Source organism: Lactobacillus sp. HMSC08B12, from assembly GCF_001808415.1.
Lineage (GTDB): Bacteria > Bacillota > Bacilli > Lactobacillales > Lactobacillaceae > Lactobacillus > Lactobacillus delbrueckii.
Window position 1 is genome coordinate 13,581 of the sequence record NZ_KV793192.1, and the last position, 13,837, is coordinate 27,417.

Annotated in this window: 15 protein-coding genes; 1 reads left to right on the top strand and 14 read right to left on the bottom strand. The window is 53.8% G+C overall.

Annotated features, from left to right (window positions below; genetic code table 11):
- Window positions 1–29: 29 nt before the first annotated feature.
- The 9 genes from HMPREF3168_RS07305 to rsmG all read right to left on the bottom strand — a co-directional run bounded on the left by HMPREF3168_RS07305 (window position 30) and on the right by rsmG (window position 9,186).
- Window positions 30–1,874 carry an ABC transporter ATP-binding protein gene (locus tag HMPREF3168_RS07305; protein ID WP_070489420.1) on the bottom strand — a complete coding sequence of 615 codons (1,845 nt, stop codon included), beginning with the start codon at window positions 1,872–1,874 and terminating at the stop codon, window positions 30–32.
- A gap of 10 nt (window positions 1,875–1,884) precedes the next feature.
- Entirely contained in the window at window positions 1,885–3,612 is a 1,728-nt protein-coding gene (locus tag HMPREF3168_RS07310; protein WP_070489422.1) for an ABC transporter ATP-binding protein, read from the bottom strand.
- Window positions 3,613–3,753: 141 nt separating this feature from the next.
- Window positions 3,754–4,524, bottom strand: a complete 771-nt coding sequence (locus HMPREF3168_RS07315; RefSeq protein WP_070489424.1) for a DUF1129 domain-containing protein — start codon at window positions 4,522–4,524, stop codon at window positions 3,754–3,756.
- A gap of 14 nt (window positions 4,525–4,538) precedes the next feature.
- The gene (gene ychF, locus HMPREF3168_RS07320; protein ID WP_070489426.1) at window positions 4,539–5,639 is read right to left on the bottom strand and encodes a redox-regulated ATPase YchF; all 1,101 of its coding nucleotides are present in this window, start codon (window positions 5,637–5,639) and stop codon (window positions 4,539–4,541) included.
- A 76-nt stretch (window positions 5,640–5,715) separates the two neighbouring features.
- Window positions 5,716–5,979, bottom strand: a complete 264-nt coding sequence (locus HMPREF3168_RS07325) for a DUF951 domain-containing protein (RefSeq protein ID WP_050952965.1) — start codon at window positions 5,977–5,979, stop codon at window positions 5,716–5,718.
- Window positions 5,972–6,865 carry a ParB/RepB/Spo0J family partition protein gene (locus HMPREF3168_RS07330; RefSeq protein WP_050952966.1) on the bottom strand — a complete coding sequence of 298 codons (894 nt, stop codon included), beginning with the start codon at window positions 6,863–6,865 and terminating at the stop codon, window positions 5,972–5,974. Before HMPREF3168_RS07330 ends, HMPREF3168_RS07325 begins: the two co-directional genes overlap by 8 nt.
- On the bottom strand, window positions 6,843–7,622 hold the full coding sequence (locus tag HMPREF3168_RS07335; protein ID WP_002879524.1) for a ParA family protein: 780 nt from the start codon (window positions 7,620–7,622) through the stop codon (window positions 6,843–6,845). Before HMPREF3168_RS07335 ends, HMPREF3168_RS07330 begins: the two co-directional genes overlap by 23 nt.
- A gap of 1 nt (window position 7,623) precedes the next feature.
- Window positions 7,624–8,448: a nucleoid occlusion protein gene (noc, locus tag HMPREF3168_RS07340; protein WP_002879525.1), complete on the bottom strand. Its 825-nt coding sequence runs from the start codon at window positions 8,446–8,448 to the stop codon at window positions 7,624–7,626.
- Between the two features lie 18 nt (window positions 8,449–8,466).
- Window positions 8,467–9,186 carry a 16S rRNA (guanine(527)-N(7))-methyltransferase RsmG gene (gene rsmG / locus HMPREF3168_RS07345; RefSeq protein WP_070489428.1) on the bottom strand — a complete coding sequence of 240 codons (720 nt, stop codon included), beginning with the start codon at window positions 9,184–9,186 and terminating at the stop codon, window positions 8,467–8,469.
- Window positions 9,187–9,356: 170 nt separating this feature from the next.
- Between rsmG and HMPREF3168_RS07350 the strand changes: the two genes are divergently transcribed.
- On the top strand, window positions 9,357–9,881 hold the full coding sequence (locus HMPREF3168_RS07350) for a CvpA family protein (RefSeq protein ID WP_013440258.1): 525 nt from the start codon (window positions 9,357–9,359) through the stop codon (window positions 9,879–9,881).
- Window positions 9,882–9,926: 45 nt separating this feature from the next.
- Here the strand turns inward: HMPREF3168_RS07350 and HMPREF3168_RS07355 are convergent, their stop codons facing one another.
- The 5 genes from HMPREF3168_RS07355 to HMPREF3168_RS07375 form a co-directional block, all read right to left on the bottom strand.
- Entirely contained in the window at window positions 9,927–10,886 is a 960-nt protein-coding gene (locus tag HMPREF3168_RS07355) for an FAD:protein FMN transferase (protein WP_070489430.1), read from the bottom strand.
- Window positions 10,887–10,897: 11 nt separating this feature from the next.
- Window positions 10,898–11,680 (bottom strand): tyrosine-protein phosphatase, encoded by a 783-nt coding sequence (locus HMPREF3168_RS07360; RefSeq protein WP_070489432.1) that lies wholly within the window; start codon window positions 11,678–11,680, stop codon window positions 10,898–10,900.
- 93 nt (window positions 11,681–11,773) lie between these two features.
- Complete coding sequence (locus HMPREF3168_RS07365; RefSeq protein WP_003613202.1) at window positions 11,774–12,322, bottom strand: NADPH-dependent FMN reductase; 549 nt, start codon at window positions 12,320–12,322, stop codon at window positions 11,774–11,776.
- A gap of 16 nt (window positions 12,323–12,338) precedes the next feature.
- The gene (locus HMPREF3168_RS07370; RefSeq protein ID WP_003613236.1) at window positions 12,339–12,878 is read right to left on the bottom strand and encodes an NAD(P)H-dependent oxidoreductase; all 540 of its coding nucleotides are present in this window, start codon (window positions 12,876–12,878) and stop codon (window positions 12,339–12,341) included.
- Between the two features lie 128 nt (window positions 12,879–13,006).
- Entirely contained in the window at window positions 13,007–13,555 is a 549-nt protein-coding gene (locus tag HMPREF3168_RS07375; protein ID WP_003613200.1) for a TetR/AcrR family transcriptional regulator, read from the bottom strand.
- Window positions 13,556–13,837: the final 282 nt, after the last annotated feature.

Sequence of the window (13,837 nt, forward strand, 5' to 3'; positions counted from 1 at the left end):
TGGATTTTAGCAAAACATAAGATTCGCTCTTATTGGATTTCTTTTTTGCCGGTGTAGAGCTCGTAGTAGTAGCCCTGCTTGGCCAGAAGCTGGTCGTGGTTGCCGGCTTCCAGGATCCGGCCGTGGTCCAGGACTATGATCAAGTCGGAGTTGACGATGGTGGACAGACGGTGGGCAATGACGAAGCTGGTCCGGCCAGCCAAAAGGTTGTCCATCCCGGCTTGCACCAGGCGCTCAGTCCGGGTGTCGATGGAACTGGTGGCTTCGTCCAGGATCATGACCGGCTTGTCAGCGATCATGGCCCGGGCAATGGAGAGCAGCTGCAGCTGCCCCTGGGAGAGGTCGCTGCCGCCCCCGTCGATCACCGTTTCATAGCCATCATCCAGGTCATGGATGAACTCATCGGCCCGGGCCAGGCGGGCTGCCTGGTAGACGTCGTCATCTGAAGCGTCAGGCCGGCCGAAGCGGATGTTTTCCATGATGTTGCCGGTAAACATGTGAGTTTCCTGCAAGACGATGGAGACAGACTTGCGGAGGTCATCCTTCTTGATGTCCTTGATATCGATCCCGTCGTAAGTGATCGTTCCGGAATTAATTTCATAGAAGCGGTTGATCATGCTGGAAATGGTAGTCTTCCCGGCCCCCGTTTCCCCGACCAGGGCCACCTTCATGCCAGGCTTGGCTTCAAGGGAAATGTCGTGCAGGATCTGCTTGCCTGGTACATAGCCGAAGCTGACGTGGTCAAAAACGATGTGACCCTTGACTGGCACGTACTTAAAGCCGTTTTCGGTCGGCAGCTTCCACTGCCAGGCATTCTTGACGCCCGGCTTTTCTTCGATAGTTACCTGGCCGTCGTCGACTTCAACTTTTTCATCCAGGACCTGGAAAATCCGCCGGGCCCCGGCAATAGCCAGAACGATGGCGTTCAGCTGCTGGGAAATCTGGGCGATCGGCATGATGAAGGCCTTGGACAGCTGCATGAAGGAAGCCAGAGCCCCCAAGGTCAGCGGAATGTTGCCGGCTAAGATTGCCGCCCCGCCGATCAAGGCGATCAAGACATAGAGCAGGTTGCCGATATTGCCCATGATTGGGAACAAGATGGTGGCATAGGTGTTGGCCTTGCTTGAGGCAATCCGCAGCTGGTCATTGTAGCGGTCAAAGTCGGCCTTGGCTTCCGGTTCATGGGAGAAGACCTTGATGACCTTCAAGCCGTTAAGCATTTCTTCGTTGTAGCCGTTGACCGTCCCCACAGTCTTCTGCTGCTGGTCAAAGTAGTAGCTGGACTTGCCGGTCAAGTAGCGGACAACGCCTAAGGACAGGAGAACCACTACCAGGGAAACCAGGGTCAATTGCCAGCTGAGGTAGAACATCCCCGCCAAAACGAAGACTACTGAAAAGACAGAGTTAGCGAACATCGGCAGGGCCTGGGAGATCATCTGCATCAAGGTGTCGATGTCGTTAGTGTAGCGGGACATGATGTCGCCGTATTCGTTCTGGTCAAAAAAGGCGATCGGCAGCCGCTGCATGTGGGTAAACATTTCATTTCTGATTTGCTTTTGCACCTGCTGGGACAAGACCATCATCAGCAAGGTGAAAAGGTAGTTGGCGACCAGACCGATGGCGTAAACGCCGGCCATGAGCAAAACAGCGTGAGCCAAGGGGCCAAAGTCCGGGCTCTTTTGCTTGAGCATGGGCGTGATGTAGCGGTCGATAACCTGTTCAATGAACAAGGAGCCGACAACGGAAGCCGCCGCGCTGATGATCACGGAGACCAGGGAAACGATCAAAGCCGCCGGGCTAACCCGGTAGACGTATTTCAGCAGGCGGGTCAAGGTCTGCATTTGTGATGGTTGCTGAGCTTGTTTTTTAGTCATCGATTATCACCTACTTGCTGTTTTCTTCTTGGAACTTGGCGATGGATGAGTACAAGTCGTTGCGCTTGATCAATTCATCGTGGGTTCCGACGTCTTCGATCTTCCCGTGGTTCATGACCACGATCCGGTCGGCATCCTTGATGGAGACGATCCGCTGGGAAATGATGATCTTGGTCGTTTCCGGCAGGTCCCGCTTCAAGGCTTCCCGGATTTCCCGTTCAGTCTTGGTGTCGACGGCACTGGTGGAGTCGTCCAGGATCAGGATCTTCGGCTTCTTCAACAGGGCCCGAGCGATCGTGATCCGCTGCTTTTGCCCCCCGGAAACATTGTTGCCGCCTTGTTCGACCATGGTGTCATAGCCGTCCGGCATTTCCCGGATAAAGCCGTCAGCCTGGGCAATCTTGGCTGCCCAGACGATTTCTTCGTCGCTGGCCTTTTCATTCCCCCACTTGAGGTTGTCCTTGATAGTGCCGGTGAAGAGGACGTTCTTTTGCAAAACGACCGCCACGTTGTCGCGCAGGGTCTTAAGGTCGTAAGAGCGCACGTTGTGGCCGCCGACTCTGACTGCCCCGCCGGTCACGTCGTAAAGGCGAGGAATCATGGAAATCAAGGTTGACTTGGAAGACCCGGTTTCCCCGATAATCCCCAAAGTTTCCCCGGACTTGATCCGCAGGTCAATGTCCTTTAAGGCATAGTGGGCATCTTCCTTGTTGTACTTGAAGTCAACGTGGTCAAAAACGACTTCCCCGTTGGTCACGCTGGTCAAAGGTGACTTGGCCGGGTTGACAATAGTTGGCTTGGCCGTCAAGACGTCAGCCACCCGGCGCCCGCTTGACTGAGCCATCATCAGCTGGGTGAAGATCATGGACAGGATCATCAAGGACATCAAGATGGACATGGTGTAAGAGAACATGGAAACCAGCTGGCCGGTTGCCAGTTGATGGCCCACGATCAGTTTTGCCCCAAACCAGGACAGGGCCAGCATGACAGCGTCGATCATCATGGTCATGACCGGTCCGTTGAAGGCCATGATGAACATGGCCCGTCTGAAGAGCTTGTAGATCTTGCTGGTGGACTTTTTAAAGTTCTCGATCTGCTCTTCTTCATGGACATAGGTCTTGACTTCCCGGATCCCGCGGATGTTTTCCCGGACCTTCCGGTTCAGTTCGTCATAGGCCCGGAAGATTCTCGGGAAGTATGGCCGGGCATTCTTAATGATCAAGATCATGGCCAGAGCCAAAACCGGAACAGCCACGAGGAAGATCAGTGTCAGTCTCCAGCTGATTGAAACTGCCATGAACAGGGAAATGATCATCATGAACGGGGCCCGGACGGCCATTCTGATGCTCATCTGGTAGGCCTGCTGGATGTTGTTGGCGTCGGTCGTCAGCCGGGTCACCAGACTGGCGCTGGAGAACTTGTCAATGTTTTCAAATGAAAAGTCCTGTATGTGGTAGAACATGTCCTGGCGGAGGTTGGCGGTAAAGCCGGCTGCCGCGTGGGCTGAGAAGTAGCTGGCACTGGCCCCCAGGACCAGGGAGACCAGAGTCAGCAGGATGGTGAACAGACCCATCTTGCGCACGTAGTCCATGTCCCCCTTGTTGATCCCGTTGTCAATCAAGAGCCCCATGATATATGGGATATACATTTCAATGAAGACCTCGACGACCACGCACAAAGGAGACAAGAGCGTCTCTTTTTTGTACTGGCGGACGGACTTCAATAAAGTTTTAAGCATTAATGACCTCCCTCTTTACTGCTCATCGCTTTTTATAAAAAAATCGTCAAACAAAAACAAATAGATGCTGAGCATCTATTTGTTTTTTTATACTTATCAGCTTATTTTACACCCATTAGGATTAAAAAGCACGCTATTGATTTACTTTTTCTTCATGGTCAGCTTGTCCGGGCTGAGAGAAGTCCCTTCAATCCCGTAGTGACGGCGAACCAGCCAGCGAATCCCGTAAGCGGCTGCGGCCACCAGGATGTCAGCCCAGCCTGGCAGAACCGGGTTGATGACGGACAGGGCCGGAATTGAGAGGACAAAGACGATCAGCATGATGATCAAAAGTGACCCCAGAAGGCCCCAGATCACCTTGCCCCAGGCCGGCTTGCCGGTCTTCGGGTTAGGCTGCATCCAGGTGTTGTATTTGGTGAAGTACCAGCCCATGGCCAGACCCATCACGATCAAGGTCAGGATCCCGGAGCCGGAGGAAGTGGACTTGCTGTTGTCCGTGAACAATTGCAAGACCCCAAACAGAACCGTCAGCATGGCCGTGTAGAAGAGGGCCCCGTCCAGGGCTACCAGCTTGTCCGGCACCCTTTCCGGCTTAACAACCGGGTGCAGGATCTGGCTGGCCTTCAGCTTAGGCGCGGCGCCAAACAAAACGTTGGCCGGCTGCCCCTTGATCTGGGCGTCGTAGATTTCCGGCAAAAGGCCGTCGATCTGGGCGTCAGCGTCGCCTTCGCTCATGCCGCCGGCAACCAGTTCCTTCTTCAAGCGGTAGATGTAGTCCTTGTTCTTGTTGGACAATTTCCCCCGGAGTTCTTCCGGGTTCTCCTGCTTGATGCTTTCCGTCTTGGCTTCTGCCTGCCCCTGCTTTTGCAGCTCGGCTTGAGAAGCGTTCTTAACTTGCTTTTCTTCGCTCACTTCTGTCTCCTGCCTTATACGTTAAATCTAAATTCGATGATGTCGCCGTCCTGGACTTCGTATTCCTTGCCTTCCAGGCGGACTCTGCCGGCTTCCTTGATCTTCTGCATGCTTTCGTACTTGTCCAGGTCTTCGAAGGAAACGACTTCGGCCCGGATGAAGCCCCGTTCAAAGTCGGAGTGGATGACCCCGGCGACTTGCGGCGCCTTCATGCCCTGGTGGAAGGTCCAGGCCCGGGTTTCCTTGCCCCCGGCCGTAAAGAAGGTTCTGAGGCCCAGCAGGTGGTAGGCAGCCCGGATCAAGCGGTCCAAACCGGATTCTTCAACCCCTTCAGCCGCCAGCATTTCTGCCTTTTCTTCATCGTCCAGGCCGGCAATTTCTTCTTCGATAGCCGCGGAGATGCCCAGGCAGCCAGCCCCTTCCTTGTCGGCGTGGGCCTTGACGATTTGGTAGTACTTGTCGCTTTCCGGATCAGCCATGGATTCTTCCGCGATGTTGGCCACGTAGATGACCGGCTTGGAAGTCAGGAGGAAGAGGCCCTTGACGATCTTGGCTTCGTCATCAGTGAACTTGATGGACCGGACCGGGTCGCCGGCTTCCAGAACTGGCTTGATCTTTTGCAGGACATTGTATTCAGCCATGGATTCCTTGTCCTTTTGCTGGGCCATCTTCTGCACCTTGCCGATCCGGCGGTCAACTGAGTCCAGGTCAGCGTAGATCAGTTCCAGGTTGATGGTGTCGATGTCTTCTTCCGGGTCAACCTTGCCGGAGACGGAAGTGATGTTTTCATCGTCAAAAGCCCGGACCACGTGCACGATAGCGTCGGTCTGGCGGATGTTTTCCAGGAACTTGTTGCCCAGGCCTTCACCCTTGGAAGCCCCCTTGACCAAACCGGCAATGTCGGTGAATTCAAAAGTCGTGTGGACAACCTTCTTGGCCGGGATCAGTTCCTGGATTCTGGCCAGGCGCTTGTCCGGCACTTCAACCATCCCCACGTTCGGTTCAATGGTCGCGAATGGGTAGTTAGCCATTTCCGCGCCTGCCTTGGTAATTGCGTTAAAAAGAGTTGACTTGCCGACGTTTGGCAAACCGACGATACCAGCAGTTAAAGCCATATTTTGTAATTCCTCTTTCTTGTTTTTTCTTGCTTGCGTGTTTAATTCTTGGCCTTTTGGCCAGATTAGTCAATGCCTAGCCGAAATTTGGCCGGGCAATGTCTTCCTTGGCCACGTAAAAATCGTTCTTCAAGTTGACGGGATCATTGCTCTTGGCCAGGAGCTTCTTGACCTTCTTGTTGAAATCAGCCCGCGGCATCATGACCACGTGCCCGCAGCCCATGCATTTCAAGCGGATGTCGGCGCCCAGGCGCAGGACCTCCCAGTTGTTGGTCTGGCAAGCGTGGGGCTTCTTCATTTCAACCGTGTCCGCCAAGTCAAAAGTAATGTTTTTAGTCATCGAGATTCACACCTAACAAATCCAGAATCCGGTTCAGTTCATCCGGGGAAGCAAAGTCAATTGACAAGTGCCCCTTCCCCGTCTTGTTTTCCGTAATGCTTACCGGCGAGCCGAACTTGGCGGCCAGCTGGCTTTCGCTGGCCCGCACGAAGGCTGACTTGCCGGCATTCTTTTTCTTCTGCTTCTGCCCGCGCTCGTTCATCTTGGCGACCAGCGCCTCGACCTTGCGGACCGGCATCCCTTCCTTAACCACCCGCTTGGCCAGTTCATCGATCCTGTCCTTGTCCTTTAAGCCCAGAAGGGTTCTGGCCTGGCCCATGGACAATTCCCCTCTTTGCAAAAGGCCCTTGGTCTTCTGCGGCAGGGTGAGCAGGCGGAGGTAGTTGGTGATGTAAGGGCGGGACTTGCCCATCTTCTTGGAAACCTCTTCCTGGGTCAAGCCCAGGTTCTTTTGCAGCATTTCATAAGCCTGGGCTTCTTCCAAAGGAGTCAGGTCTTCCCGCTGCAGGTTTTCCAAGATGGCCACTTCCATCATCTGGCTTTCATCAAACTGGCGGATGATGGCCGGGATGGTGGCCTGGCCGGCTAATTCGGAAGCCCGGCAGCGGCGCTCACCGGCGATGATCTCATAGCCGCCGACTGACCGGCGGACGATGATCGGCTGCAGGACCCCGTTTTCCTTGATGGATTCAGCCAGTTCGGCCAGCTTCTTTTCATCAAAATTCTTCCGCGGCTGGTAAGGGTTGGGCCGGACTTCTGCCAAAGGCAGGTCTTCGATTTCTTCGGCCGGCTTTACCTGGGGTTCTTCTTCAAAAAGCGCCTCCAAGCCCCGGCCCAGGCCGCCCTTCTTCTTTTCCTGTTTCTTATTTCTTGAGTCTCTTGCCATGAGCCTTCAGCACCTCTTTTGCTAAGTCATCATAAACCTTGGCTCCGCGCGAACTTGGCGCGTATTCCGTGATTGCCTCCCCGTAGCTTGGCGCTTCAGCCAGCTTGGTGATCCGCGGAATGATCGTCTTGTAGACCCGGTCGCCGAAATATTCCTTGACCTGCTGGACCACGTCGGCCCCCAGGTTGGTCCGGGCATCCAGCATGGTCAGCAAGACCCCCTCCACGCCCAGGTCCTTGTTAAAGTGCTTCTGGACTAAGCGGATGGTGTTGAGCAGCTGGCTCAATCCTTCCATAGCGTAGTATTCGCTTTGGACCGGAATCAAAATCGACTGGCTGGCCGTAAAGGCATTGATGGACAACTGCCCCAAAGAAGGAGGACAGTCGATAAAGACGAAGTCGTACTTGTCGCCCAAGTCTTCAATGGCCCCCTTCAAGCGGGTTTCCCGGGCCATCATGCTGATCAGCTCGGTTTCCGCCCCGGCCAGATTGATCGTGGCCGGCAGGATGTCCAGCTTCTTGCTGCTAGTCGGCTTGATGGCTGAGGCGATCGGGATTTCATCGATCAGAACATTGTAGATATCATACTCGATGGTCGACTTCTCAATCCCCAAGCCTGAGGTGGCATTGCCCTGCGGGTCAATGTCGACAATCAATACCTTGTAGCCTCTTTTAGCAATGGAAGCGGCCAAATTGATGGTCGTCGTGGTTTTGCCAACGCCGCCCTTCTGGTTGGCGACTGCGATGACGCTGCCCATGCTAGTCCTCCTTCTTCTTTCTCTGATTCTTCATCACGATAGTAATCTGGTACTCATCCGGGCTCTTCGCCTCGGTAACCTTGACTTTCACGCCGGACTCCTTGGCCAGTTTAACCGCCTGCTTGATCGTGTTGATCTGCAGCTGCATGTCCCGGCCATAGCGGACCACCGCCTTCTTCTTAACGGCTGGCTTAGGATTGGCCAGCTTGGCCGCCCGCTCTTCCGTCTCTTTCACGCTGAGACCTTTTTCGACAATCTCTTCAGCCAATTTAACCTGGTCCTCTTCGCTTAAGCCCAAAATGGCCCGGCCATGGCGGGCGCTGAGCCCGCCTTTGGCCAGATACTCTTGCACAGGTTCAGCCAGCTTGAGCAGGCGGAGCTTGTTAGCCACGTAGGACTGGGACTTGCCGATATCCTGGGCTAGCTGGGTCTGGGTCAAGTCGTTGAGCTGCATCAGCTGCTCATAAGCCTGGGCCTCATCGATCGGATTCAGGTTTTCCCTTTGCAGGTTTTCGATTAAGGCCAAAGAAGCGGTCTGCTGGTCATCGAGATTGTTCACGATAGCCGGGATCTTTTCCCAGCCCAGGCTCTTGGCCGCCCGGAAGCGGCGCTCGCCGGCAATGATTTCGTAGCCGCCCTGGTCCTGGCGGACGATGATCGGCTGCAAGAGCCCTTCTTCTTGCAAGGTCTGGGCGAGTTGCTGGATGGAATCATCGCTAAAAGTCCTTCTTGGCTGGTAGCGGTTCGGATGGATTTCCGCTAAAGGCAGGTCCTGAACCTGCTTGTTTTGGGGAATTTCATTTCGATGAAAAAAACCAAAAGCCATTTGGGCACCTCCAAAAAACTACAAGGGTTTCCGGTTTGGCGTGCCTGCCTGGCGCGGGTACTTGCCCGGAGTTGCCTTGACCTTGTCAACCAGGACGAGGATCCGCTCTTCAGCGCTGCCTGGCAGGGTGATGACCCGGCTGAAGACAACTTCGCCGCCCAGTTTCTCCAGGGCACTCTTGGCGTCTTCCAATTCTTCGTCAGCCCGCGGCCCCTTTAAAGCCAGGAACTTGCCGCCGACTTTGGCCAGGGGCAGGCAGTATTCGCTCAAAACGCTCATTCTGGCCACGGCCCGGGCAGTTACCAGGTCAAACTTCTCCCGGTAGTCCGGGTTTTGCCCCACATCTTCAGCCCGGCCGTGCACCAGGTTCACGCCTTCGATGCCAAGCTTCTCCAGCAAGTCAGACAAGAAGTTCAGCCGCTTGCCTAAAGAGTCAACGATGGTGACTTCCAGGTCCGGGCGGAGGATCTTGATCGGCAGTGACGGAAATCCGGCTCCGGCCCCGACATCGCAGAGCTTGGCTCCTTCTGCAAAGACCTCTGGCCAGAGCAGGAGCGGAGTCACGCTGTCGTAGAAGTGCTTGAGGTAGACCTCGTCTTCGTCCGTGATCCGGGTAAGGTTGACGTGTTCATTGACCCGGACCAATTCCTTAAAATATGTTTTAAATTGTTGCTCTTGGACAGGAGACAACTTAAAATTATATTTTGACAATGTTTCTGCAAAAAGTTTAGGATTCATTCTTTCACCTGTGAAACCGTGTTTCACACCCTTAAATGTAACGCAAAAAGCAATCTTGCGCAAAAAATGTTACACAAACTATCTTAACAATTATGGATTATTTTTGCTTGAAGGTCAAAAAGAATCCATGGAAAATTACAGCTAAAAATAAAGGATATAAGGATATAAAGATGCTCTTAGTTATTTTCGTCATTCTCTACATCGCCTGGCAGACCTACAAAGGCTACCATGTGGGTTTCTCCAAGCGGATCGTCAATTTGATCTTCGCCGGTCTGGTCTTCATGCTGGCCATCATGCTGCAGAATCCGGTCGGCGACCTGATCTACACCCAGTTCGTCCAGGGGCAGGCGGGCGACTCCAGCCTGGTCCTGCATGCCTGCCGCTTCGGGGCCTTCTTCGCCCTCTTCTTCATCCTCAAGCAGATATCCAAGATCTTCAAGGCCTGGCTACCCGCCCAGGAGACCAAGACTGGTTTCACGGCCACTTTGGACCACATGGCCGGGGCCATCGTTTCTTTCGTGGCCTCCTACTTCTTCATGTACGTGGTCTTGTCCATCCTCAACTCAGTCGGCATCAGCCAGCTGAGCCAGCTGATCAGCGATTCACAGCTGCTCAGTTTCATCGTCAACGACACGCCAGGTCTGTCGACCGGGGTCTTCAAGACTCTCTTCAGCGTCAGCCGGACCACGGCCTAAGGAAAAAGCAGCTTCACCAGAAGGTGAGGCTGCTTTTGCTTTACTTTAGTAATCCAGGCCGACTTTTTCCACCCGTTCATCGTTATACACGTAAATGGCGCCTAAGCGGCGGTCATTGACCCAGTTGGCAATTGGCTGGCCGGCAAAGAAGCAGCGCTTGCACTCGATTTCCGCGTCAACGGAATTCTTGGTGAAGGTCGTCACCCCGGCGATGTTGGTTTCCACCGGGTAGCCGGTCCGGGAGTCGATCAAGTGGTGGTACTTGTGCCCGTCCACTTCCAAAAAGCGCTCGTAAGTCCCGCTGGTGACCACGGAGCATTCCGGGATCATCATGGCCGTGATGTTTTCTCCCCGCGGCTTCAAAGGATCCTGGACGCCTACCGTCCACATCCCGTTGGCCCGCTTCGGGCAAGGGTTGACGAAGAGGACATTGCCGCCCAGGTTGATGATGCCGGCTTCGACCCCGTAAGCCCGCCAGAGGTCCCTGATCCGGTCGGCCGTCCAGCCCTTGGCGATCCCGCCCAGGTCCAGCTCCATGCCTTCCTGCTTCAAAAAGGCCGTGTGGTCATCGTCATTTAATTCGACCATCCAGGGGTCGATCAGCTTCATTTTCTCCTGGATTTCCGCGTCACTTGGCACGCGGGCATCCTGAAAGCCGATGGACCAGAGCTTAACCAGGGGGCCGATTAAGGCGTTGAAGCCGAAGTTTTCCCGGCTGGTCTCAACGGCCAGCTTGATCAAGCCGTAAACGCTGCTGGAGACTTGCACGGCCTCCTTGCCCGCCTGGTCGTTGACCCGGGTTACTTCGGACAGGCCGTAGCGGGGGTGGTCCGGCTTGCGGTTGACCGTCAGCAGGTCTTCAAAGTGGTCGATTAGGACCTTGGTCTGGTCCAGGATCTTTTCCGGGTCTTCCCTTGCCCCGTAGATCTGCAGGCTGATGTGGGTCCCCATGGCCTTGTGCTGGGCCATGACTTGGTCAGTTGATATGTATTTGATGATTCCCATTTTTTAAATCCTTACTCTTCTAGATACTTGGCCCGGAGCTGGTCACGAAGGACGGGCGTTACGCCCAATTGCCGGGTCAAAAAGGCTTCCATGCCGCCATATTCCTGGTCGATGGTGATCAAGGCGCTGTCTAAGTACTCATTGTTGACCGTGCCCAGAGACCTAAGGTTGGCCCGCTGCACCAGGCTTTCCCCGTTTTCCCGGGCTTCCTTGTCCCTTTTGGCCCGGTAGCCGTTAAGGTAGGGAGCGGATAAAAGATAGTCCTGGCGGATGGTTTCCGGGTCAACCCCCAAAACTGTCAGCAAAAAGACAGTCACCAGGCCCGTCCTGTCCTTGCCTTCCGAGCAATGATAAATAGTTCCGCCTTCAGTTTCAGCCAGATAGGCTAAAACCTGGCCAAAAGCCGCCTGGGCGTGCTCTTCCGTCACCATCAGCCGGTAGCTCTCCACCATATGGCGGAAGCCCGCCAGGGGGTCTAGGCCGTACTGCCTGGCTAATTCCGCCAGGCTGGCTCCGGCCTTGGTCTGGTCCCGGCTGTTAACGGGGATATTGACGTTCTGGATCCCGGCTAGCTTTTTATCCGGCCGCTTGCGGCATTCTTGCGGAGAACGGAGGTCGATGATGGTTTTCACCCCGCGGGCCCGCAAATAATTGCCATCTTCTTCACTGATCGCTGCGACCGTCCCGGTCCGCAGCAAAAGTCCGGCCTTGATCTTCCTGCCGGTAAAGCCGGTATAGCCGCCAAGGTCCCGGGGATTGCGGACTGTTTTCAAGGGTAAAAGCTCCTCTGCCATCTTTTCTCCTCCTTCACTTCTCCCTACAATTTTAAAACAAAACAAGGCGGAAGCGCCAAGCTATCCGCCTTATTTTGCAGTTTTTCTTTTACATTACTTCTTGGCTTGGGCAACGAAAGCAAAGAAGGCCTCCATAACCTTGTCCAGCTGAGCGATTGAAGCTTCGTCAACCAGGTCGCCGCTTTCCTTGTCAAAGCTGCTGTAAGCCTGGCCGATCAGCAATTCGTTGCCTGGCAAAACGTTGGCCGTCATGTCCGGAGACAGCAGAATTTCCCGGGCATCTTCCTGGGCGCGGGAAGCGCCTTGGCCGCCCAAGGACACGCCTACAACGCAGACTGGCTTGTAGGCCATAACCTTGCTGCCAGCGTGGCTGCCCAGCCATTCCAAAGCGCTCTTCAAAGCAGCTGGAATAGCGTGGTCGTATTCTGGAGTAGCGATGATCAAGCCGTCAGCCTGGTCAACCTTTTCCCGCCATGCCGCAACGCGGGCATCAGCTTGCCCTTCCTTGTAGAAGGCTGGCAGGTCGCCAATTTCAGCGACTTCGATTTCCGCCTTATCGCCAAAGCGCTTGGCGATGAACTGGCAGAGCAGACGGTTGAAAGAAAAATCGGCATTAGTTCCGACAATAGCTAATAATTTCATTTGGCAATCCCCCCACTTACTTCGTGATTTGTGCGTACCAGGCGTCGACTTCGTCAAAGAAGTGTTCCAGGAAGTCAACGGTACCGGGAATCTTCAAATCACCGTTTTCGTCAAAGGCAGTAGCTGCCCCGCCCATCATGAATTCATCGTCGTTGAAGACAACCGGGTGCAGGCCTGGGGAAGCCAAAATCGTCTTCAGCTTGGTCTGTGACCGGGCACCCCCTTGGGCCAGCGGTGAAGTTGACACGATAACGACTGGCTTGCCGTTGAAGGGGTGAGTGTTGGTTGACAGCCATTCCAGGGCGCTCTTCAAAGCGCTGGTTACTGAGTGCTGTTGTTCCGGTGACCCGATCAAAACCAGGTCAGCAGCGGCAACTTGGTCACTCAATTTGGCCACGTCAGCCGGGTCTTCCTGGCCTTCCTTAAACATCGGCAACCCCTTCACGGTCGCGAATTCAAAATCATACTTATCAGCGAAGTGCTTGGCAATGAACTTCAGCAGCATTTCGTTATAAGACTTGTCAGCGTTAGATCCGTTAAGAGCTAAAACTTTCATAAAAACCACCTTTCAGATTTTCCATTACTCACCTTATTATACCCAAATTAAAGGGATTTCAGCAGGGTTTTTGTGAAAAAATTACAAGGATAGAAATGCCCGATTGATAGTTTAATTTTTTAAATGGATCAGCGGTCAAAAAGGCTTTCCAGCTGCCGTTTGATGATCCGGACGAAGTTGTCCTGGTCATAGTCAATCAGGCCATCGACCAGCATTACGGCCAGGCCGTTGACGATAATCCAGTTGAGGGCGATGAGCCACTTCTCCAGTTCCGGGTCAAGGTCGCGCTGGTACTGTTCGCGGAGCTTGGTGTGGCCCAGGTCCATCAAGGTATCGCGGATTAAGTCGTCACCAAATTCCCCATTGACGAAAATCGTTGAGAACAGGCTCCGGTGGTCGCGGGCAAATTGCAGGTAGGAGAGGTCAACATCGTATAAGGGCTCGCCAATAAATTTCTTCTGCAGGATTTCATCGCGCAAGGTGCAGGAGACGCGCTTAAGCACTTCCTTGCGCAGGCCATCCATGTTCTTGAATTCCAAATAGATCGGCTGAGTTGAAAAGTGGCCAGTCTGGGCAATGCTGCGGGCAGTCAGATTCTCGATCCCGTCGGTCAAGGCCTTCTTGTAGGCGATGTCCAATATTCGCTCGCGATCAATTTCTTTCCTTCTGGCCATCATCTGCTCCACCTAATTTCATCATATTTTGAAAGCGATTTAATATTTCATTCCTAACCGGAACAAGCTTTTCAAGCTGATCCTATTAGCTTAGACTAATGGATCATCGGCAATCAGCCTATAAAAAACGCTTATTCGTACTAATTCATATATTAGCACAATATCTAACCAGCGGCGTATTTTTAGTAAAAAGTTAAGCAGATAAACCCCGTCCCTGCGGGCGGAGGCAAAATAAGGTAAAATCTAAACAAGAGCAAAAGGGTGTGACTGTTAAAAAGTATTAAT

Coding starts and splice junctions, on each gene's coding strand:
- HMPREF3168_RS07305 (WP_070489420.1), bottom strand. CDS start 1,874: ATGACTAAAAAACAAGCTCAGCAACCATCACAAATGCAGACCTTGACC.
- HMPREF3168_RS07310 (WP_070489422.1), bottom strand. CDS start 3,612: ATGCTTAAAACTTTATTGAAGTCCGTCCGCCAGTACAAAAAAGAGACG.
- ychF (WP_070489426.1), bottom strand. CDS start 5,639: ATGGCTTTAACTGCTGGTATCGTCGGTTTGCCAAACGTCGGCAAGTCA.
- HMPREF3168_RS07325 (WP_050952965.1), bottom strand. CDS start 5,979: ATGACTAAAAACATTACTTTTGACTTGGCGGACACGGTTGAAATGAAG.
- HMPREF3168_RS07330 (WP_050952966.1), bottom strand. CDS start 6,865: ATGGCAAGAGACTCAAGAAATAAGAAACAGGAAAAGAAGAAGGGCGGC.
- HMPREF3168_RS07335 (WP_002879524.1), bottom strand. CDS start 7,622: ATGGGCAGCGTCATCGCAGTCGCCAACCAGAAGGGCGGCGTTGGCAAA.
- noc (WP_002879525.1), bottom strand. CDS start 8,448: ATGGCTTTTGGTTTTTTTCATCGAAATGAAATTCCCCAAAACAAGCAG.
- rsmG (WP_070489428.1), bottom strand. CDS start 9,186: ATGAATCCTAAACTTTTTGCAGAAACATTGTCAAAATATAATTTTAAG.
- HMPREF3168_RS07350 (WP_013440258.1), top strand. CDS start 9,357: ATGCTCTTAGTTATTTTCGTCATTCTCTACATCGCCTGGCAGACCTAC.
- HMPREF3168_RS07355 (WP_070489430.1), bottom strand. CDS start 10,886: ATGGGAATCATCAAATACATATCAACTGACCAAGTCATGGCCCAGCAC.
- HMPREF3168_RS07360 (WP_070489432.1), bottom strand. CDS start 11,680: ATGGCAGAGGAGCTTTTACCCTTGAAAACAGTCCGCAATCCCCGGGAC.
- HMPREF3168_RS07365 (WP_003613202.1), bottom strand. CDS start 12,322: ATGAAATTATTAGCTATTGTCGGAACTAATGCCGATTTTTCTTTCAAC.
- HMPREF3168_RS07370 (WP_003613236.1), bottom strand. CDS start 12,878: ATGAAAGTTTTAGCTCTTAACGGATCTAACGCTGACAAGTCTTATAAC.
- HMPREF3168_RS07375 (WP_003613200.1), bottom strand. CDS start 13,555: ATGATGGCCAGAAGGAAAGAAATTGATCGCGAGCGAATATTGGACATC.